Genomic DNA, 21994 nt, shown 5'->3' with positions numbered 1-21994 from the left:
GCAAAGCTTCGCCGGGCGGCGGCAGATGCGCAAGCCGTCCATGCGCGCTAGCATCGCGCCCCCGCTGTCCGACACTCCAAGCCCGACATGAGCCGCTGGCGCCCGCCCGCCGAAAAGAGCACCGCGTTGATCACGCCCGAGGGTCACACCCGTCTGAAGGTCGAACTGGAAGATCTGTGGCGGGTGCGGCGGCCCGAGGTGGTGCGCGCACTGGCCGCGGCTGCCGCCGAGGGCGATCGATCGGAAAATGCCGAGTACACCTATCGCAAGAAGCAGCTGGGCGAGATCGACCGCCGTGTGCGCTATCTCAGTAAACGCCTGGAAGCGTTGCGCGTGGTGGATACCGCGCCCACCGACCCGCACGCGGTGTTTTTTGGCGCGCAGGTGGAGCTGGAAGATGCCGATAGTGGCGAGCTGTTGCGCTATCGCATCGTCGGTCCGGACGAAACCGATGCCGGCCTGGGCTGGATCAGCATCGACTCGCCGCTGGCGCGCGCGCTGCTGAAAAAGCGTGTGGACGATGAGTTCGAGGCGCAACTGCCGGCCGGGAAGCACACCTTTGTGGTGGTGTCGGTGGATTACGGCAGTCAGTAAGCAGGTGACGCAGGCGGCTGAGCTGTAAAGGCGCCTTTGCGCGATGGTGTTATCGGCAAGAAGCATCGCGCGCTGACATGAGCGACACCCTGTTGGGCGATGCGCTCGGCGCGGAGCAACGCGCAGGCAACTGAAGCGATCGGCTGCGCTATAGGGGCGCAGCGTGCGCGGTTGGCTTGATCGGGAACAGCCCTGTCGCGCTCTGACGCGCCCCTACGATAGGCCTGTGGCGGCTTGGTGTCGCACGTTGCTGTTGCGCAACGTGCGCCGGCTTGCGGCCGGTTACACCATCTGCAGGTTAAGCGCGCGCCCCTGCTGGGCAGCGCCGGTAGGCGGCAATGCGTCGCCGAACAAATCGTGTTCATCGCTGTCGGTGATTTCCACATCGATCAGGTCGCCGACCTTCAGCCCAAGCTCGCCGCCGTTCTGGATATGCACCAGGCCGTCGATCTCCGGCGCGTCCGCGCGCGAACGGGCTACGGCGATGTCGTCTTCGATCAGATCGACCAGGCATTGCTGCACGCTGCCGATCTTGGCTTCCAGCCGCATGGCGGAAATCTCCGCCTGCTTGGCCATGAAGCGCGCCAGGCGCTCCTGCTTCACTTCTTCCGGCACCGGGTCGGGCAGCGCATTGGCACTGGCGCCGTCCACCGGCGAGTAGGCGAATGCACCGACACGGTCCAGCTGCGCCTGATCCAGAAACTCCAGCAGCGATTCGAACTCGGCCTCGGTCTCGCCGGGGAAGCCGACGATGAAGGTCGAGCGCACCGTGATCTCCGGACACATCGCCTTCCAGCGCTGCACGCGCTCGAGGGTTTTTTCCACCGCACCGGGCCGCTTCATCAGCTTGAGGATGCGCGGGCTGGCGTGCTGGAACGGGATGTCCAGATACGGCAGCAGCTTGCCTTCGGCCATTAACGGAATCACATCGTCCACGTGCGGATACGGATACACGTAATGCAGGCGCGTCCACACGCCCAGCTCCGACAAGCCTTCGCACAGCGCCTTCATGCGGGTCTGGTACATGCGGTCGCGCCACGGGCGCTCGGCGTACTTCAGGTCCACGCCATAGGCCGAGGTGTCCTGCGACACCACCAGTAGTTCCTTGACGCCGCCACGCACCAGCCGCTCGGCTTCGCGCAGCACCTCGTCCACGGGACGCGAGGCCAGATCGCCACGCATCGAGGGAATGATGCAGAAGCTGCAACGGTGGTTGCAGCCTTCGGAAATTTTCAAGTACGCGTAATGGCGCGGGGTCAGCTTGATGCCGTAGTCCGGCACCAGGTCCACGAACGGGTCGTGACGCGGCGGCAAGGCCGCATGTACCGCCTCCATCACACTCTGGTAGTCCTGCGGGCCGGACACCGCCAGCACCTGCGGGTAGGCCGCGCGGATCTGCTCGGGGCGCTTGCCCAGGCAGCCGGTGACGATCACCTTGCCATTGGCGTTCATCGCCTCACCGATCGCATCCAGCGATTCGGTCACCGCCGAATCGATGAAGCCGCAGGTGTTGACCACCACCACGTCGGCCGCGTCGTAGCTGGGCACGATGTCGTAGCCCTCCACGCGCAGCTGGGTGAGGATGCGTTCGGAATCGACGAGCGCCTTCGGGCAGCCAAGGCTGACGAAGCCGACTTTGGGGTTCAGCTGGGACATGGAAGCAGGAGCCTGGGAAGTGGAGCGGCCTGGGGCCTGGGCAGGGCCAATTATAGCGGCGTGCGGGCAACGCTCTGAACCGCAAAGACGCGCCAGCCCGGCCGGCTTTGCGAAACCCTCACTTTTCACCATGCCGGTCCGGTCGATAATGCGCGCCTCCCTCGCTGCACATCAGGAATTCCCATGGGTCACTGGACCACGCTCGACACCCCCGACGGCCAGGTTGCCGCCTGGCACGCCACCCCCGCCTCCAGCCCGCGCGGCGGCCTGGTGGTGATCCAGGAAATCTTCGGCGTCAACGAACATATCCGCGCGGTCGCCGACGACTACGCCGCACGCGGCTATGAAGTGCTGGCGCCGGCCTTCTTCGATCTGGAAGAAAAGGACGTGCAACTGCCGTACGACCAGCCCAGCGTGCAACGCGGCCTGGCCCTGGCCAACGCGGTGGGCCTGGAACGCGCAGTGGAGGTGGTCAAATCCGCCGCCACCTTGCTGACCCGCGCCGGCAAGGTGGGCACGGTGGGGTATTGCTGGGGCGGCTCGGTGGCGCTGCTGTCGGCCATCCGCCTGGGCCTGCCATCGGTGAGCTATTACGGCGGCCGCAACACCCAGCTGCTGGACGAAACGCCCAAGGCGCCGGTGATGTTCCACTTCGGCGAACAGGACGCCAGCATCCCGCCGGAAGCGATCCAGGCGCACCGCGAAAAACTACCGCAGATGGAAACCTTCGTGTATCCCACCGGCCATGCCTTCAACCGCAGCATCGACCCCAACCACTACGACGCCGACAGCGCCGAGCGTGCGCTCGAACGCACCCTGGGCTTCTTCGAGGCGCATCTGGGATGAGCGCACCGGCATCGAGCGCCCCTGCGGCAAGCGACTTCGAGCTGGATGCGCGGCTGGCGGCCGACAGCGTATTCGTCGCCGACGGGCCGCTGTCGCAGGTGCGCTTGATGGACGACACCCGCTTCCCCTGGCTGGTGCTGGTGCCGCGGGTGGCCGATGTCAGCGAGTGGATCGATCTGGATGGCGGCCAGCAGCGCTTGTTGCTGGCCGAGATCAACCAGCTCTCGCAGTTGCTGCGCGTGGAGCCTGTCGTGACCAAGCTCAACATCGGGGCGCTGGGCAATATCGTGCGGCAGCTGCATGTGCACCTGGTCGGCCGTCATCCCGGCGATGCGGCCTGGCCGGGCCCGGTCTGGGGCAGCGGCCAGGCACAGCGGTTTGCCGCCGACGCCTTACACGAGCGTGTCGCGGCATGGGCGCAGCGGCTACGATAGGCGCCCGTTCGCCAAGCTGCCCTCTCGCATGAAATCCAATGTCGTCGCCGCGCTGATCCTGATCCTCGTGGGCCTGCTGTTTCTGGCCAACAACCTGGGCTGGACCAATCTCAGTCTGGGCAAGCTGATCGCCACCTGGTGGCCGGCCGCGCTGGTGGCCTGCGGCATCGGCATGTTGTTCGGGCGTGGCAAGTAGGTGGGGCTGGGATTGGGGCGTCGGGATTGGGGAGTCGTCACAGCGGTGCCTCCGCGCTGGTAGTTCCCGTAGCAGTTCAGCCGCAATGCCCACCTTCTCCCCTCGGGAGAAGGTGCCCCGAAGGGGCGGATGAGGGTACGTGCGAAGCCTAGTGCATTCGATGAAGCGTTCTGATCCAGCACCATTTTCTGATCCAACACCATTTCCGATGTTGCAACGACCATGACCATCGCGTCCGTCGTCGTTACCGCGTGCGCCCTGATGACAACTCACGATCAATGCGCACCCGGCAGCAGCGCGACATGACGACTGTCACCCGCAACTGTTGACTTCCGGCACCTGATTGGCGGGGCCATCGCGCGCAGCATGGCCTCACACCCAACGAGGACGCCGCCATGCATTACCGACTGACTTCCGGCCTGTTTTTGATCGTCATGGGCGGGATGTTCCTGCTCAACAATCTTGGCCTGAGCCGCATCGACCTGGGCGACGTGATTGCAGCATGGTGGCCCTTGATGATCATCTGGGCCGGCGTCCACCAGCTGATGCGTCGCCGCAAACCGGTGCTGGCAACCGACTGAGCTGCGGGCCAGGAGCGCTGGGGATAGCGACCTCGCACGCTATGTGCCACGCAGGCACACGACGCATCCCGTGCACCGCACACCCTTGATATGGCCTCCGCGCGTCACGGCCCTGCTGCCGCCGGCTGCCGACGCGCTTACGTCGACACCCATGCAGCGCATCACGTGCGCGGCAAGGTCACGCCGGTCTGGCCCTGGTACTTGCCACCGCGATCCTTGTACGAGGTTTCGCATACTTCGTCGGACTGGAAAAACAGCATCTGCGCCACGCCTTCATTGGCATAGATGCGCGCCGGCAGCGGCGTGGTGTTGCTGAATTCCAGCGTCACGTGGCCTTCCCACTCCGGCTCCAGCGGGGTGACGTTGACGATGATGCCGCAGCGCGCGTAGGTGCTCTTGCCCAGGCACACCACCAACGTATCGCGCGGGATGCGGAAATATTCCACCGTGCGTGCCAGCGCAAAGCTGTTCGGCGGGATGATGCAGACATCCGATTCGACATCGACAAAGCTGCCTGGGTCGAAATGCTTGGGGTCGACAATGGTCGAGTTGATGTTGGTGAAAATCTTGAACTCGCGCGAGCAACGCACGTCGTAGCCGTAGCTGGAAGTGCCGAAGCTGACGATGCGCTGGCCTGCTGCGTCGTGCTTGATCTGGCCGGGCTCGAACGGCTCGATCATCGCGTGCTGCTCGGCCATGCGCTTGATCCAGCGGTCGCTCTTGATGCTCATGCGGTGTTCCTTGAAGACGGTAGGCGGCAGGCCGGTCGGCCCGCGCGAAAGACGGCAAAGTCTAGCAGCGGCCGGCACCAGAGGCCGGCCGGCGGATTACAGCAGCGAGGCGGAAATCGGAATACTGGCGCGCGGACGCTTGCCCAACTCTTCCGACAGCCGCCTGGCTGCCGCCAGGTAGGCCTGCGCGGCAGCAGAGTCCGGCGCGGCGATCACGATTGGCTGGCCGGCATCGCCCTGCTCGCGGATCGCAATCGCCAACGGCAACGACCCCAGCAACGGCACGCCGTACTGCGCCGCCATGCGCTCGCCGCCGCCTTCGCCGAACAGATGCTCGCGATGGCCGCAGTTGCTGCAGGTATGCACCGCCATGTTCTCGATGATGCCCAACACCGGCACCTCGACCTTTTCGAACATCTTCAGCGCCTTGCGCGCATCCAGCGTGGCGATGTCCTGCGGCGTGGTCACGATCACCGCGCCGGCCACCGGAATCTTCTGCGACAGGGTCAGCTGGATATCGCCGGTGCCGGGCGGCAGATCGATCAGCAAGTAATCCAGGTCGTCCCACAGCGTGTCGTTGAACAGCTGGGTCAGGGCCGAGGTGGCCATCGGCCCGCGCCAGATCATCGGCGTGTCCTGATCGACCAACAGGCCGATCGACATCGCCTCGATCCCGAACGCACGCAATGGCTCGATCGACTTATTGTCCGGGCTGTCGGGTTTGCCGCTCAACCCCAGCATCGCCGGCACGCTCGGCCCGTAGATATCCGCGTCCAGCACGCCGACGCGCGCGCCCTGCTGCCGCAGCGCCAACGCCAGATTCACCGCGGTGGTGGACTTGCCCACCCCACCCTTGCCCGACCCCACCGCAATGACATTGCGGATGCGTGGATGCGGCGCCAGCGCGCCCTGCACCGCGTGCGCGGCGATCCTGCGTTCGCCGCTCATGCCTGACTGCCTGCTGCGTGGCCGGTCACTACGCGCGCATTGTTGTCCAACATCATTGCCATTAGCTGTCCCGTTTCGTCGTGTGCGGTCGCGAGGACCAACGCCCAGCGCGCGCCGCGAATGGCGCTCAGTTTACCGGCTCGTGCTGGTTGCCCCCGATATCGCCCTCGCTCCGAGGCACACGACGGCGCCAGGGGCACGCGTGCCAATCCTCGACATATTTCACAATTGTGGACACATGGTGAAGGACTTGTTACGGTCGGGGATCAATTCAGCCCGCACTCAGTGAGCATGGCTGTTGGACTCATCCCAGCAAGGAATCCGCACGTTCATGTCGAGTCGTCTCCCGCAATCTACCCGCCGTCATCGTTTGAGCGCCGCCCTGTTGGTCGCGCTGGTCGCCCCCGCCGGCCACGTCGCCGCGCAATCCGAAAATGGTGTAGCTCCCGGCACCACCGATCTGGACAAGGTGACCGTCACCGGCTCGCGCATTGCGCGTACCGGCTTTGTCACGCCGTCGCCGGTCACCGCGATCACCGCCGAAGAGATCCGCGCCACCGGCGCGACCACCATCAGCGACCTGATGGCGCGCATGCCAGCCCTGGCACCGAGCTACACGCTGGGCAACTCCACCCGCTTCATCGGCACCGCCGGCCTGGGTCTGCTCGACCTGCGCGGGATGGGCACCGACCGCACCCTGGTGCTGGTCAACGGTCGCCGCCATGTGGGCTCCAGCCCCGGCTCGACCGCGGTGGACGTCAACACGATTCCGGTGGAATGGGTCGAGCGCGTGGAGGTCATCACCGGCGGCGCGTCGGCGGTGTACGGCGCCGATGCGGTGGCCGGCGTGGTCAACTTCATCCTCAAGAAGAACTTCACTGGCTTCGAAACGCGGGCGCAAACCGGCCTGGCCGATGAGGGCAACTACAACCGCTCGTTCGCCAGCTTTTCTGCCGGCACCGACTTTGCCGAAGGCCGCGGCAATATTGCGATCTCGGGCGAGTACAGCAAGCAGGATCGCTTCGGTCGCGGCAACCGCGCCATTGGCCGCGAGTATCTGGTCAGCGTGCAGAACCCCAGCTTCGATCCGACCCGCCCACCGAGCGAAAGCAACCCGCAGACCGTGCTCAGCGGCCCGGGCGGCAACCACAGCACCTCTTACGGCGGCACCTTCAACCTGGGCACGTTCGATTTCCGCAATCCGGCCACCTACGGCAACCGCTATCTGTTCGGTGAAGATGGCAGCTTCCGCCGCAACCGTTACAACGGCACGGTGGTCAGCAATACCTCGTGCGTGGATTGCGATTTTGTCGATCTCAATGCGGTCGCCGACCTGCAGCCGGGCTTCGATCGCAAGAGCGTCAACACGATGGTGAACTTCGAACTGAGCGAAAACCATCGCCTGTTCTTCGAAGGCAAGTACAGCGAGACCGATTCGGAATTCTTCGGCCAGCCCGCATTCGATAGCTCGCTGCGCGTGCGCCGGCAGAACCCGTATGTCAGCCCGCAGCTCGGCGCGCTGATGGATTCGCGCGGCGCCACCCAGATCCTGATGAACCGTTTCAACGTCGATGCCGGCCGTCGCGGCGAAAACATCGAGCGCAAAACCTACCGCGCCGTGCTCGGTGCCGAAGGCAACTTCACCGACAACTGGACCTACGACGTGTCTGCCAACTATGGCAAGACCACGGTGGACCGCCTCAACCTCAACAACCGCATCAACGAGCGCTGGCAGGCTGGCATCGATGCTGCGCGCGATGCCAGCGGCAATATCGTCTGCCGCACCACGCTGGACCCGAACGCGATCAACCCCAACACCAATCGTGTGTATTCGGCACTGGCGCGCGAAGGCTGCGTGCCTTTCAGCGTCTTCGGCAATGGCGCGGTCACGCCGGAAGCTGCCGCCTGGTTCAACACCACCGCGCGCGCGCAGGCCAAGATCCAGCAAACCGTGTTCAGTGCGTCGGTGGCCAACAGCAATCTGCTGTCGCTGCCGGCCGGCGACATCGGCATTGCCGGCGGCGTGGAATACCGCAAGGAACAAAGCGAGGAAATCACCGATCCGTTGGCAGCCTCGGGCGTGACCTTCCTCAACGCCATCCCCAACAGCGGCGGCGAGTACACCGTCAAGGAAATCTTCGTCGAAAGCACCATTCCGTTGCTGGCCGGCCTGCCGGGCGTAGACCGGTTGGCGCTGGATGTGGCCGGGCGCTATTCGGACTACGACAGCATCGGCTCGACCAAGACCTGGAACATCGGTCTGGACTGGACCATCATCCCGTCGCTGCGGTTGCGCGGCACGCTGGCGCAGGCGGTGCGTGCGCCCAGCATCGGCGAGCTGTACGACTCGCAGAGCGAGAACTTCGCCACCATCAACGACCCCTGCAACTACCTGCCGACCAATTCCAATCGTCCTGGTACCGCCGGCGATGTGGGATTGCGCCAGTCCAACTGCAGCGCGTTGGGCGTGCCGGTCGGCTGGATCGACACCTTTACCTCGACCCGTCCCGGCGTGAGCGGCGGCAATCCGGAGTTGAAGCCGGAGCGCGCACGCAGCCTGTCGTACGGACTGGTGTGGCAGCCGGAGTTCTTCGAAGGCTTCGGCATGTCGATCGACTACTGGCGCATCGATCTGCGCGATGCCATCGGTACGGTGACGGCCGAGACCAATGCCACGCGCTGCGTGGACAACCCGGGCGGCGTCAACAACAGTTTTTGCGGCTTCGTACAGCGCGCCCCGCTGGGCGGCTTTACCGACCCACAGGGCCGCATCTACCCCGAGCACAGCATCATTGGTTGGCAGGCTTTGAACGAAAACCTGGCCCGCTCGCGCCGCGTCGGCGTGGATCTGGAAATGGATTACCGCTTCCAGATCGGCGAAGGCAACACGGTGCTGCGGCTGGTCGGTACCCGGCTGATCCAGTCGCGCGAATGGGTCTTTCAGGATTTCCCGCAGGAATACGACGAATACGTGACCTACGTGACCGACCCGCGCTGGCGCGCGCAGTTCCAGACCAAGTACAACTGGAACGAATGGCGCGCCTCGTGGGACATGAACTATGTGGACGGCAACCTGCGTGTGACCCCGGAGAGCTACAACAGCAACCCGGGTTCGGCCAGCCCGATCAAGAACGGCTCGTACACGTATCACAACTTCCAGTTCGGCTATCAATTCCCCGGCTCGAAGATCGACGTCTACCTCGGCATCGACAATGCCTTCGACAAGGATCCGCCGCGCAACTACTTCGGCTCGGATTTCAACTCGGCGCTGTATGACAACGTCGGCCGGTTCTTCTACCTGGGAACGACGGTGCGGTTTTGACCGGGAGTGACACGTAGGAAAAAGCCCCGCTTGTCGGGGCTTTTTTTTGGCGGCGACGTGGCGAGCTGGAGCGCGATGCGTCTCCCAAGAGGCCGATTCTCGCGCTGTGGTCGCGCTTGCTTCGCGCCACCCAGCTTATCTGTATCGAATGTAACTACCGAATCCCGCTTGTTGTTGAGGTTGTTTCTTTGCATGTGTCGCACGGCTTGAATGTGTGCCGAATTCCTCACTTCGGATGCGGATCCCGCCTATTTCATTAATAAATCGTTTCAACTGCTTGCGCTGCAAAGCAGACATTCATTACGTTCGGGTTAAGGCCATCTGACTCCCCGATGACCGTCCCTTATCCGCACTCCCAGTTGAAAGGTCAGGAATGAGCAATCAGTTTCGTCGCCAAGTCCTCAAGCGCACCGCTCTCGCCGTCGTGCTCGGTGCTTGCCTAACCAACGGCGCGGTCTACGCGCAGAGCACCACCGGCAGCATCTACGGCAGCGCCCCCTCCGAAGCCGGCAGCACGATCGTCGTGCAGAGCGACACCGGCCTGAGCCGCACCATCACCATCGACGCAAACGGCCGCTACAACCTCGGCTCGCTGCCGGTTGGCGCCTACACCGTCACCCTGAAGCGCGGCGACCAGGTCGTCGATACCCGCAAGAATGTGCAGCTGCGCGTCGGCTCGGGCACCGAAGTGTCGTTTGCAGGCGCCAGCGCCGCGAGCAACGCCGATGCGACCACGCTTGGCGCGATCACGGTCACTGCCGCCAACGCACCGAAGATCGATGTGAGTTCGACCAGTTCGCGTTCGGTGATCACCTCCGAGCAGCTGGCCACTCTGCCGCTGGGACGCAGTGCAGAAGCGATTGCGTTGTTGGCGCCGGGTGCTATCTCCGGAAGCGGAGCGTTCAACAATGGCTCGCGCTCAACCATCTCCTTTGGCGGCGCGGGTGTGACGGAAAACGCTTATTACATCAACGGCGTTAACGTCACCAACCCGTTCAACAACCTCGGCGGGCTCAGTCTCCCTTACGGCGCCATCGACCAGCAGGAAACCTATACAGGCGGCTACAGCGCAAAGTACGGCCGCTCGACCGGCGGCGTCATCAGCCAGGTGGGCAAGCGCGGCACCAACGAGTGGCATTTCGGAGCGCAAGCGGTATGGGAACCCAAATCGCTGGCGAGCTCACGCGGCGATGCTTGGTATCCGAATAGCGAACTTCCGGCGAATTACGGTTATGAAGATGATGAACTGCCCGGCACGATCTATCGCCGCGGCAAGGGCGACGTGCAGAACAGGACCGTTTACAGCGCGTACGCAGGTGGCCCGCTGATCGAGGATCGCCTGTTCCTGTTCGTGGCCGGCGAAACGGACAAGGTCGACGGAGCAACCACCAATATTGCGACGGCCGCCAGCGACCAAGGACGCAGCCATTATGAGAACAGTTCGCCGAAGTTCTACGGCAAACTGGACTGGAACATCAACGACAGCAACATCCTCGAATATACACGCATCGAAAATAACGACCGACGTTCGGGCGTATACAACAATTACGACTATGCAACACTTACGGATCAGGGTCCTTCCGGGCTGTTCACGGATACGTACAAGCTAAAAGACAGTGTCGATATCGTAAAGTTCACCAGCTACATCACCGACGACCTGACCCTCAATGCAACGTGGGGACGCGATACTCAGCACAACCAACAGTTCAACCCTGGCGCATCCGCATTACCCAATATCGCCAGTTCGACTCTGCAGGACCCGGCAATCACCGGCGGCCGGCGTATTACCAACCGGCAGGCCACCACGACTGTCAAGGCAGCAGACCCGATCAATAAGAGCCGCAATCTGCGTCTGGAGCTGAACTATCGTCTGGGCGATCATGACTTGACCGCCGGCGTGGACAATATGTCCTTCAACGCCTACGACGAAGGCGTATTTACCAGTGGTCCAGGGTATCGCTGGATCTACGGCAGCCAGGACGATCCCAGCGAACCCATCAATGGTGCGCTGGGCGTTGGCCCCTCCGGAGGTAATGGCTACTTCGTGAACCGCCGTATCTTCACTACAGCTACCAGCATGTCAGTCGAGCAGAAGGCCTACTACCTGGAAGATCGGTGGCAGGTCAACGATAACTGGCTCCTCACGCTGGGTATCCGCAACGACAAGTTCACCAACTACAACAGCGATCATGTGGCCTACGTGGACAGTGGTGACCAATGGGCGCCACGTGTTGGGGTGAGCTGGGATGTCTTTGGCGACTCTTCCTTCAAAGTGTTCGCTAACGTCGGTCGTTACTATCTGGCGCTGCCCAATCAGGTCGCCATTCGTGGAGCATCGGCCTCGACGTTCACGAACGAATATTTCACCTACACCGGGATCGACGCCAACGGTGAACCAACTGGCCTGACTGCGCTCGGCCCCGGACCGGTTTCCTCCAATGGTGAATATGGTGAGGCACCGGATCCGAACTCGTTCGCCCCAAGCGATCTGAAGTCGCAGTATCAAGACGAGTTCCTGATCGGCTTCGAAAAAACGCTTGGCGAAAAATGGAATTCAGGCGCCAAGGTCACCTACCGCAAATTGCAGACCGCGATCGACGATGTCTGCGATCCAGGACGCATGTCCGATGCGCTCCAAGCAGCAGGCGGCGACCCGAGCAGCGTGAGCATTCCTGGTTGCGTGATGTTCAACCCTGGCGAAACCAACACCTTCAACCTTGCCAACACCGATGGCTCTGGCTATACCCAGCTGCGTATGTCGCAGTCCGATTGGGGCTTCACCGACAAAGCCAAGCGCAACTACGTTGCCGTGGATCTCTTCATCGAGCATCCGTTCGATGAAAAGTGGTACGGCCGCGTCGATTACACCTGGTCGCACCTGTACGGCAACACAGAAGGACAGGTGAAGTCAGATCTTGGGCAATCCGACATCTCCAAAACTCAGGACTGGGATGCAGCCCAGCTGATGTACTACGCAGGTGGCAATCTGGCCAATGATCGTCGCCATCAGTTGAAGGCGTTCGGTGCCTACCAATTCACTCCAGAATGGCTGGCATCTGCCACGGTCAGGGTGATGTCGGGCACACCGAAGTCCTGCCTGGGCTATTACGCCGGCCCCGACGCTGCAGCGCTGGATTACGATCCGGTCGGTTATGGCTCGTCGTATCACTACTGCTATGGCCAGCCTGTATCTGCGGGCGGCGCTGGCGAGACTCCATGGATCAAAAACCTCGATCTAGGTGTCACGTATCGTCCAGGCTTCGCCGATCACAAGCTGGCGTTTTCGCTGAATGTATTCAATGTACTGAATGACCGTTCGGTCAATCGCATCTCCAGCACCAATGAGGTCACTCGCCGGACCGTGTCCAACACGTACGGGCTTGGCACCGAAGCCTGGAGCTACAACCAGCCGCGCTACATGCGTCTGACTGCGTCATACGATTTCTGATCGTTTGATCGCGTGCAAAGGCGAAGGTGGGTTCACTCACCTTCGCCCTGCAGACGTACTGTCTCTGGCCCCGGTTCTTTCGGGGCCTTTTTTTGGCTGCCATCGCTGGCCGCATCATCCCCCCAAAATCACCCGCGCCGCATTATGTCCAGGCGCCCCTGTCACCCCGCCACCAGGGTGTGTTCCCGCGCCGCAGAGATATAAACCCGGAACCGCACCGCGATAGGCACCCTGCCCCAGCATCGGGCGTGCGCTGAACAGTTGGTTGAGGCTGAGTGCGCCGTGGAAGATGTCGCCGCCGACCAGGCCAAAGATACGTTCCAGGTCCAGTGGACTCAGCACCTGGCGGCCCAGGATCGATGCGGTAAATCCCGGTGCGTAGCGCTCCACGGTGGCGATCATCAGATCGGCGACTTCGTCACGATGGTCGTCCCAGTGGCGGCCATCTGGCAATGTGGGTGCCACGTGCTGACAGAACAGGCTGGCCACATGCTGGCCGGGCGGTGCCAGCGAGTCGTCCAGCGTGCTGGGTATCAGCAATTCGACCACCGGTTCGCGCGACCATCCCAAGGCGCGTGCATCCTGCCAGGCGCGGTCCATGTAATCGAGATTCGGCGCCAGGATGATGCCGGCAGTGAGATGGTCGCCGGCGCCGGGCAATGCAGTGAAATCGGGAAGACGCGACAGTGCAACATTCATGCGGAACGTGCCGGATCCGCAGCGGTAATGGACGATGCGTTCGCGCGTGGCCTCTGGTACGTCCTCGGCTCGCATCAAACGCTGGTAGAGCAACTTCGGGTTGACGTTTGCAACCACGGCACGCGCGCGCAGCGTTTCGCCATCGACCGTCACCACGCCCACCGCATCCCCCTGCTCCACCAACACCCGATCCACCGCACAGCCGGTGCGAATCTGCGCGCCGTATTCGCGCGCACTGGCGGCCATCGCCTGGGTGATGGCGCCCATGCCGCCGATCGCGTGGCCCCAGGCGCCTTTGACGCCGTTGCTTTGCCCGAACACGTGATGCAACAACACGTACGCCGTGCCCGGTGTGTACGGGCTGGCGTAATTGCCGACGATGCCGTCGAAGCCGAATAACGCCTTGATCGGTGCGCTTTCGAACCAGCGATCCAGATACTCGGCGGCCGAAATCGTAAATAGATCAAGCAGGTCTTGTCGCAACGCAAGCGTTAAGTCCTGCAGCTGTAGCCCCACTTTGCCCGCGCGCCACAGCTGCGGCAACGCCTGCAACCATCCGCCCTCGGTCACATTCGGCGGCGCCTGCAATGCCAATGCCCGCAACACGTCGGCCAATCGTTCCAGATGCGCTTCGTACGCTGGCAATGCAGCTGCATCGCGCACAGAGAACTTGGCGATTTCTTCAGCGGTACGCCCCGCGCCAGCCAGCAGATACTCGCCATTGGGCTGCGGCAAAAAATTATTGATGCGGCGCGCAACCACGCGCAACCCATGCCGTTCCAACGCGAGATCGGCGATGACCTTGGGCTGCAACAACGACACGGTGTAGGACGCGACGGAGTTGCGGAAACCAGGGTGGAACTCTTCGGTAACAGCTGCGCCGCCAACGACGTCGCGCGCTTCCAGTACCAGCACGCGTTTGCCGGCCCGGGCCAAATACGCAGCACATACCAAGCCATTATGGCCGGCGCCGATGATCAAAGCGTCCAACGGTTGGGAAGCGGTAGGCATGCAGCCGTATATAGCACCGCTTGCGCAGCCGGACCATTCGAGCAATGGCGGCTGCCTCGATCGCTATGCGCTGTCCGCTCACCTCCATAGACATCGACGACCAGGCCAAGCGACCACGAGTGTGGTCCGGAGCCGCGGCGCGTGGAACGCGACAGCACCGGACTGCCGCTAGGTGCAGTCCCATGCGCGCGCAGCGGCACGCAAGCGCACCCCGAACCCGCGTTTCTACACACCCCGCATCCATGACCTTCGACACCATGCCTGTCGGCTGGCGAGGCGTAGAGTGCCGGCCACGGCCCCGTGACGGGGCTTCCCAATCGACTGTCGCTCCTGGAGCCTTTGTGATTCGAACACCTCATCTATTGACGCTGACCCTGGCCGTAGCGGCCGCGCTGAGCGGTTGCAAGAAGTCCGACGACGCCGCGCCTGCGGCCCCGGCTGGCGATACTGCAGCGGCCGCGCCCGCCGCGCCCAAGACGCTGACCCTGGACCAGAGCAAGCTGCCGGCGGTGAACCAATTCACCGCGGCCGATCTGGATGCCAATGGCAACGCCTGTACCGATCTGAACGCCTACGCAAACGCCAAGTTCCTGGCTGCCAATCCGGTGCCGGGCGACCGCACCAGCTGGGGCGCGTTCGAAATGCTCGACGAGCGCTCCAACGCAATCCAGCAGCAGCTGGCCGAACAGGCCGCGGCCGACACCGGCGCCACCGGTGTGGAAAAGATCGTCGGCGACCTGTGGTCGACCGGCATGGACGAAGCCAAGATCAACGCCCAGGGCATCGAGCCGCTGAAGCCGCAGCTGGGCGCCATCGACGCCATCAGCGACCAGGCCAAGCTGGTCGACTATCTGCGCAGCAGCGCCGCCAAGGGCGACAACGCGCTCTTCAGCTTCGGCGCCGAAGCCGATTTCAAGAAGTCCAGCCAGAACATCGCCTACGCCATGCAGGGCGGCCTGGGCCTGCCGGACCCGGAGTACTACACCAGCGCCGGCAACAAGGCCAAGCTGGAGGCATACCAGGCGCACATCGCCAAGGTGCTGGAGCTGTCCGGCGTCGCGGCAGCCGATGCCACCGCGCAGGCCAAGCAGGTGGTCGCGTTCGAAACCCGCCTGGCCAAGGTCTCCAAGACCAGCACGCAGATGTCGCGCGACGCCTCGCTGGCCTATAACCCGATTTCCCCGGCCGATGCCGACAAGCTGACCCCGAACTGGTCGTGGACCGAGTTCTTCAAGTCGCAGGGCGTGGCCACGCCGGAGATGTTCTCGCTGGCGATCCCGGCCTTCCATCAGGAAGTGAGCAAGATGATCGCCGACACCGACCCGGCGATCTGGCGCGCTTACTTGCGCTTCCACGCCGTCGATAGCGCTTCGCCGTTCCTGAGCCAGCCGTTCGTCGATGAGAACTTCGCGTTCTACAACAAGACCCTGCGCGGCCAGAAGGAAATCAAGCCGCGCTGGAAGCGCGTGCTGGCCACCATCAACGGCCAGGCCGGCGAAACGCTGGGCCAGATGTACGTCAAGGTCGCCTTCCCGGCCGATTCCAAAGCCAAGATGGAAACCCTGGTGAGCAACCTGCGCACCGCATTGAAGGCGCGCATCGAGAAGCTGGACTGGATGAGTCCGGAGACCAAGGCCAAGGCGATCGCCAAGTGGGAAAGCTTCACGCCCAAGATCGGCTTCCCGGACAAGTGGCGCGAGTGGAACGGCCTTGCCACCAGTCGCGATAGCTACCTGGGCAACGTGTTGGCCGCGCAGGAATTCAACTACAAGTGGAACCTGTCCAAGGTCGGCAAGCCGGTGGACAAGACCGAATGGGGCATGAGCCCGCAGACGGTCAATGCCTATTACAACCCGCTGCAGAACGAGATCGTGTTCCCGGCCGCCATCCTGCAGCCGCCGTTCTTCGACCCGAATGCACCGGAGGAAATGAACTACGGTGGTATCGGCGCGGTGATCGGGCATGAAATGACGCACGGTTACGACGACCAGGGCAGCCGCTTCGGTGCCGATGGCAACTTCATCCCTGATCCGGGTTGGTGGACGCAAAAGGATCTGGATGCGTTCAAGGGCCGCACCGGCAAGCTCGTCGCGCAGTTCGACGGCTACCGCACGCCGGCTGGCGACAAGGTCAAGGGCGACCTGACCCTGGGCGAAAACATCGCCGACCTGGGCGGCCTCAACACCGCTTACGACGCCATGAAGACCGCTACTGCCGGCAAGGACGACCCCAAGACCGACGGCATCACCCGCGACCAGCGCTTCTTCCTCAACTGGGCCACGGTGTGGCGTCGCAACTTCACCCCGGAAGAACTGGTAGTGCGGTTGAAGACCGACCCGCACGCGCCAGCCAACTTCCGCGCCATCGGTGCACCGTCGAACATGCCGGCATTTGCCGCCGCGTTCTCGTGCAAGGCAGGCGATGCGATGGTGCGTCAGGGCGATCAGCAGGTTGTGATCTGGTAATTGCGCACGCGTGGTAAATCAGGCGGGCGGCGATCGAAAGATCGTCGCCCGTTTTTTTTGATTCTGTCGCTTTTTCTTTTGCTTGGTAGGTGAATCACGCCGGCCAGCCACATGCATTGCGACCGACAACAATTCAACCAACCGCGTCAAGCATCCGACCGCCGCCCTCGCGGCACACTGCACGCGGTTGGACCTGCATCCATCACGGTATCGGCGCATAAGCCTCAACAAAGCTCAACGTGTACGCAGGCAGGGCCGCGCCCGCTTATGCTCGGCGTTCCTCGTTTCTTACACGGCCGACGTTCATGCCATTGTTCAAGACTTCCACGCTCGCCGTTGCACTGCTTGTGGCACTGGCGGGCTGCAAGCGCAACGCCGAAGACATCGGCACGCCGGCAAACACCGCACCGCAGACATCTGCGGCTGCCCCTGCTACCCCGGCAACGCCTGCGTTCGACATCAGCGAACTCGGCCCAGCAGCCAGCGCCTGTCAGAACCTTGACGAATTCGTCAACGGCAGCTGGGCAAGCACCAATCCGATTCCGCCCGACCACACCAGCTGGGGCGTGGACGAAATCCTGTCCGAAAAAAGCAAGGCTATTCAACGCAATATTGTTGAAACTGCCGCCGCCCAGCCAGGCAAACATCCAACGTCGCTGGAGCAGAAAATCGGCACGCTCTATGCCGCCGGCATGGACGAAGCCGCCATCGAAGCAGCTGGCGCTCAGCCGATCCAGCCACAGCTGGACGCCATTGCCGCATTGACGTCCGGCAAGGATGTCGCCGCTTACATCATCAGCCGTCATGGCGAAGGCGATGCTCAGGTGTTCGCATTCGGTGCGGGCGCGGACTTCCACAATGCCGCGATCCAAATCGCCTTTACGCAGGAAGGCGGTCTTGGCCTGCCGACCAAGGACTATTACACCGACGCAGAACACGCGCCCATCCGCGCGGCCTATCTTGCCTATATCGCCAAGTCGTTCGAGCTCACCGGCAGCACCGCCGATGCCGCCAAGACGCAGGCGAAGGATGTACTGGCACTTGAAACGCGCCTGGCCGCCGCATCGCTGGCACCGGTGGACGCACGCGAACCCAAGAACCAGTACCACCTGCTCAGCATCGCCGAGGCTGACAAGCTCACACCGCATTTTTCCTGGAAGGATTTCTTCGCCGCCCAGGGTGTGGACGCCGGCAGCGGATTCTCGCTGGCACAGCCGCGCTTTTTCGCGGCGTTCGACCACGAGCTGGCCAGCGCGCCCGTTGCGCAGTGGCAAGCCTACCTGCGCTTCCACGCCATCGATGGCGCCTCTTCGCGACTCAGCAAGGTTTTTGTCGACAACCAGTTTGCCTTCTACGACGAGACCCTGTCCGGGCAGCCGGAACAGCCGCCGCGCTGGAAGCAAGTCCTGCACGCGGTCAATGGCGCAATGGGCGAAGGCGTGGGTCAGCTCTACGTCGCCAAGGTGTTTACGCCCGAGGCCAAACAGCGCGCCGGCGAGCTGGTGGACAACGTCCGCGCCGCGCTCAAGACGCGCATCGAGAACGTCGACTGGATGAGCGCGGAGACCAAGGCCAAGGCCATCGCCAAGTGGAACACCTTCCTGCCCAAGATCGGCTATCCGGATACCTGGCGTGATTGGTCCGGGTTGGAGATCGTCCCCGGCGCGTATTACCGCAATCTGCAGGCAGCGGCCAAGTTCAACTATCGCTACGACATCGCGCAGATCGGTAAACCGACTGACCGCACACGTTGGCAGATGACCCCGCAGACAGTCAACGCGTACTACGACCCTGGCACCAATTCGATCAATTTCCCTGCGGGAATCCTGCAGCCACCGTATTTCGACGCCGCCGCAGACGATGCATTGAACTATGGCGGCATTGGCGCGGTGATCGGTCACGAGGCCAGCCATGGGTTCGACGACGAGGGCAGCCAGTTCGATGGTGCAGGCAACAACGTCAACTGGTGGACGGCCGAGGATCGACGCAAGTTCGAGCAGCGCAGCGCGCAGTTGGTCAAACAGTTCGATGCCTATACCCCAATGCCGAAACACCCGACACTGCACGTCAACGGCAAGCTCACCCTGGGCGAAAACATCGCCGACCTGGGCGGCACCAACGTGGCCTACGACGCGCTGCAGACCGCCCTGCATCAGCATCCCGAGCGGGCAAAGGCGATCGACGGCTACAGTCCCGAGCAACGTTTCTTTCTGGCTTTTGCGCGCAGCTGGCGTCAACGCGTGCGCGAGCAACAGCAGATGGTCGCCCTGGCCTCGGATCCGCACGCGCCAAGCATGCTGCGCGCCATCGCCTCTCCCGCCAACATGCCGCAGTTCGCCACCGCCTTCGCCTGCAAGCCGGGCGATGCGATGGTGCGGCCCGACAAGGACCGCGTGGTGATCTGGTAAGCGCGGCTGCGAGCGCTGTGCTGCTGGACCCACTGCATAGGCCCGCTCACGCGGGCCTATCGCATTCGTTGCAAACGGCCGGTACCGATGACAGACGACAGCGCGCACCTGTCTGTGCAGCAAGCTGTCTTGATCACCCGGCGCCTTGGGTTGGCCACTCTTGTTCTCGATGCCACCCTTGGCACGCTGACCTTCGCTCCTCATTGGGTCGCCGTTTTCTTGCGGGTATCGGCCAGTGCCGCCAGGTACCGCCAGCCCTGCACTCCTCCCACCAGGTACGCTGCAGCCGCTGCGTGAACCGCGGCTGCCAGCAAAGCCTCAACAAAGCTCACCGCATGCGCCCGCAAGGCCGTGCCCGCTTACGCTGGGTGCTCTTTCACCCGACTGAGCTTCCATGTCACCGATCAAGACCTCTACGCTCGCTCTGGCACTGGTTGTGGCCTTGGCGGGCTGCAAGCGCGAATCCGACGACAGCAACAAGCCGGCGCAACCGACTGCGCCGACGCGCGCATCGGCAACCGCCGCCACAACGAAACCCTCGTTCGACATCAACGAGCTGGACACGGCAACAAGCGCTTGCCAAAACCTGGATACGTTCGTCAACGCCAAATGGGCCAAAGCCAATCCGATTCCAGCCGACCGCACCAGTTGGGGCATGTTCGACACACTAACGGAAAAGAGCCTGATCACGCAGCGAGAGATCGTTGAAAGCGCCGCGAGGCAGGCAGACAAGCAAACCGACCCGCTTGCACGCAAACTTGGTCTGCTCTACGCCACGGGGATGGACGAAGCCGCCATCGAAGCGGCGGGAGACCAGCCGATCCGTCCGCAGCTGAAAGCCATTGAGGCGCTGAAATCCGCCAAGGATGTCGCCAGCTACATCACCAGCCGCTATGCGGAGGGCGATGGCAATGTCTTCGAATTCGGCGCGAGCGCGGACTTCCACAAGGCAGACCAGCAAATCGCCTTTGCCAGCGAAGGTGGCCTGGGCCTGCCGACCAAGGACTACTACACCTCCGCCGAATACGCTCCCATCCGTGCGGCCTATCTGGCCTACATCGCCAAGTCGTTCGAACTCACAGGCAGCGATGCCGACGCGGCCAAGGCGCAAGCCAAAGACGTGATGGCACTGGAATCGCGACTGGCTGCCGCCTCGCTTACCCCGACCGATGCACGCCAACCCAAGAACCAATACCACTTCGTCAGCGTTGCCGAGGCGAACAAGCTCACCCCGCACTTTTCATGGAAAGACTTCTTCGCCGCGCAAGGCGTGGATGTCGGCGCAGGCTTCTCGCTATCGCAACCGCGCTTCTTCGCGACGTTCGACCAGCAATTGGCCAGTGCGCCGATCGCACAGTGGCAGGCCTACCTGCGCTTCCATACCATCGACGCGGCATCCAGACAGCTCAGCAAGGCATTCGTCGACAACAACTTCGCCTTCTATGGCAAGGCCCTGTCCGGACAACTGGAGCAACGCCCACGTTGGAAACGCGTGCTGCGCGCAGTCGACGGAGCCATGGGCGAAGGCCTTGGCCAACTCTACGTCGCCAAAGTCTTCACGCCCGAAGCCAAGCAACGCGCCACCGAATTGGTCGACAACGTGCGTGCAGCGCTCAAGACGCGCATCGAAAACGTCGACTGGATGAGCAACGAAACCAAAACAAAGGCGCTTGCAAAGTGGGAGGCCTTCCTGCCCAAGATCGGCTATCCGGACACCTGGCGTGACTGGTCGGGGCTGGAGATCGTTCCCGGTGCCTACTACCGCAATCTTCAAGCCGCTGCCAAGTTCAATTATCACTACGATATCGCCCAGATCGGCAAACCCACCGATCGCAAGCGTTGGTCGATGCCTCCGCAGACGGTCAATGCGTACTACAGCCCAAGTACCAACACCATCAATTTCCCGGCCGGCATCCTGCAACCGCCGTTCTTCGATGCCAACGCCGACGACGCCCTGAACTACGGCGCCATCGGTGCGATCATCGGGCACGAAGCCACGCATGGATTCGACGATCAAGGCAGCCAGTTCGATGGCGCGGGCAACAACGTCAATTGGTGGACTGCGCAGGATCGCAAGGCATTTGAGCAACGTGCAGACGGCTTGGTGAAGCAGTTCGATGCCTATGTTCCCTTGCCCAGTCACCCCAACATGCATGTCAACGGCAGACTCACCCTGGGCGAAAACATCGCCGACCTGGGTGGTATCAACATTGCCTACGACGCGCTGCAGACCGCGCTGCGTCAGCACCCCGAGGGCGTTGCGACTATTGACGGGTACAGCCCCGAGCAGCGGTTTTTCCTGGGCTTTGCGCGTAACTGGCGTGGACTCACACGCGAGCAGCAACAGCTGGTCTACCTCGCAAGCGACCCCCACTCACCCGACAATCTGCGGGCCATCGCCGCACCTTCGAACATGCCGCAGTTCGCCACCGCGTTTGCGTGCAAACCTGGCGACGCAATGGTGCGGGCTGAGAAAGACCGCGTGGTGATCTGGTAGGCGCTGCGCGAGTCACTACCTGCAAACGCTTCCAACACGATAGCTACACGCACAGGCCCGCACCCGCGGGCCTGTCGCATTCATGCAAATTACCGGTACCGATGACGAACGGCGGCGGGCCCCCGCCTGCGCGAGGCGCAGCCTTGCTAAACTTCGCC

Annotated in this window: 14 protein-coding genes; 10 read left to right on the top strand and 4 right to left on the bottom strand. The window is 62.8% G+C overall.

What is annotated here, in order from left to right:
• Positions 1-87: 87 nt before the first annotated feature.
• Positions 88-594: a transcription elongation factor GreB gene (greB, locus tag ASF90_RS11970; protein ID WP_055850016.1), complete on the top strand. Its 507-nt coding sequence runs from the start codon at positions 88-90 to the stop codon at positions 592-594.
• A 282-nt stretch (positions 595-876) separates the two neighbouring features.
• Here the strand turns inward: greB and rimO are convergent, their stop codons facing one another.
• Positions 877-2250: a 30S ribosomal protein S12 methylthiotransferase RimO gene (gene rimO / locus ASF90_RS11965; RefSeq protein WP_055850014.1), complete on the bottom strand. Its 1374-nt coding sequence runs from the start codon at positions 2248-2250 to the stop codon at positions 877-879.
• A gap of 183 nt (positions 2251-2433) precedes the next feature.
• Between rimO and ASF90_RS11960 the strand changes: the two genes are divergently transcribed.
• From ASF90_RS11960 to ASF90_RS11950, 4 genes are all read left to right on the top strand, one after another.
• Positions 2434-3096 carry a dienelactone hydrolase family protein gene (locus tag ASF90_RS11960; RefSeq protein ID WP_055850012.1) on the top strand — a complete coding sequence of 221 codons (663 nt, stop codon included), beginning with the start codon at positions 2434-2436 and terminating at the stop codon, positions 3094-3096.
• Positions 3093-3530, top strand: a complete 438-nt coding sequence (locus tag ASF90_RS11955) for an HIT family protein (protein ID WP_055850009.1) — start codon at positions 3093-3095, stop codon at positions 3528-3530. Before ASF90_RS11960 ends, ASF90_RS11955 begins: the two co-directional genes overlap by 4 nt.
• A 28-nt stretch (positions 3531-3558) precedes the next feature.
• Positions 3559-3726, top strand: coding sequence for a DUF5668 domain-containing protein (locus ASF90_RS23445; protein WP_005994260.1), 168 nt, complete (start codon positions 3559-3561; stop codon positions 3724-3726).
• A 395-nt stretch (positions 3727-4121) separates the two neighbouring features.
• Positions 4122-4307 (top strand): DUF5668 domain-containing protein, encoded by a 186-nt coding sequence (locus tag ASF90_RS11950; protein ID WP_055850008.1) that lies wholly within the window; start codon positions 4122-4124, stop codon positions 4305-4307.
• A 161-nt stretch (positions 4308-4468) separates the two neighbouring features.
• Here the strand turns inward: ASF90_RS11950 and dcd are convergent, their stop codons facing one another.
• Entirely contained in the window at positions 4469-5038 is a 570-nt protein-coding gene (gene dcd / locus ASF90_RS11945) for a dCTP deaminase (RefSeq protein WP_055850006.1), read from the bottom strand.
• 96 nt (positions 5039-5134) lie between these two features.
• Complete coding sequence (apbC, locus tag ASF90_RS11940; RefSeq protein ID WP_055850004.1) at positions 5135-5986, bottom strand: iron-sulfur cluster carrier protein ApbC; 852 nt, start codon at positions 5984-5986, stop codon at positions 5135-5137.
• A 331-nt stretch (positions 5987-6317) separates the two neighbouring features.
• On the opposite strand from apbC, the gene ASF90_RS11935 reads away from it, so the two are divergent.
• Positions 6318-9308 (top strand): TonB-dependent receptor, encoded by a 2991-nt coding sequence (locus ASF90_RS11935; protein WP_055850003.1) that lies wholly within the window; start codon positions 6318-6320, stop codon positions 9306-9308.
• A 373-nt stretch (positions 9309-9681) separates the two neighbouring features.
• Entirely contained in the window at positions 9682-12756 is a 3075-nt protein-coding gene (locus ASF90_RS11930; protein ID WP_055850002.1) for a TonB-dependent receptor, read from the top strand.
• A gap of 114 nt (positions 12757-12870) precedes the next feature.
• On the opposite strand, the gene ASF90_RS11925 is transcribed toward ASF90_RS11930, so the two are convergent.
• The gene (locus ASF90_RS11925) at positions 12871-14466 is read right to left on the bottom strand and encodes an NAD(P)/FAD-dependent oxidoreductase (protein ID WP_055850000.1); all 1596 of its coding nucleotides are present in this window, start codon (positions 14464-14466) and stop codon (positions 12871-12873) included.
• Between the two features lie 362 nt (positions 14467-14828).
• Between ASF90_RS11925 and ASF90_RS11920 the strand changes: the two genes are divergently transcribed.
• The 3 genes from ASF90_RS11920 (at position 14829) to ASF90_RS11905 (ending at position 21836) form a co-directional block, all read left to right on the top strand.
• A complete protein-coding gene (locus ASF90_RS11920) occupies positions 14829-16931 on the top strand; it encodes a M13-type metalloendopeptidase (RefSeq protein ID WP_055849999.1) in 2103 nt (700 codons plus the stop codon).
• A 305-nt stretch (positions 16932-17236) separates the two neighbouring features.
• The gene (locus ASF90_RS11915; RefSeq protein ID WP_055849998.1) at positions 17237-19339 is read left to right on the top strand and encodes a M13 family metallopeptidase; all 2103 of its coding nucleotides are present in this window, start codon (positions 17237-17239) and stop codon (positions 19337-19339) included.
• Between the two features lie 394 nt (positions 19340-19733).
• Complete coding sequence (locus tag ASF90_RS11905) at positions 19734-21836, top strand: M13 family metallopeptidase (protein ID WP_055849995.1); 2103 nt, start codon at positions 19734-19736, stop codon at positions 21834-21836.
• Positions 21837-21994 lie beyond the last annotated feature (158 nt).

This window comes from Xanthomonas sp. Leaf148 (assembly GCF_001423585.1).
Classification (GTDB): domain Bacteria; phylum Pseudomonadota; class Gammaproteobacteria; order Xanthomonadales; family Xanthomonadaceae; genus Xanthomonas.
The sequence above is the reverse complement of the archived record's forward strand: the minus strand, read 5'-3'. Positions and strand labels throughout refer to the sequence as shown.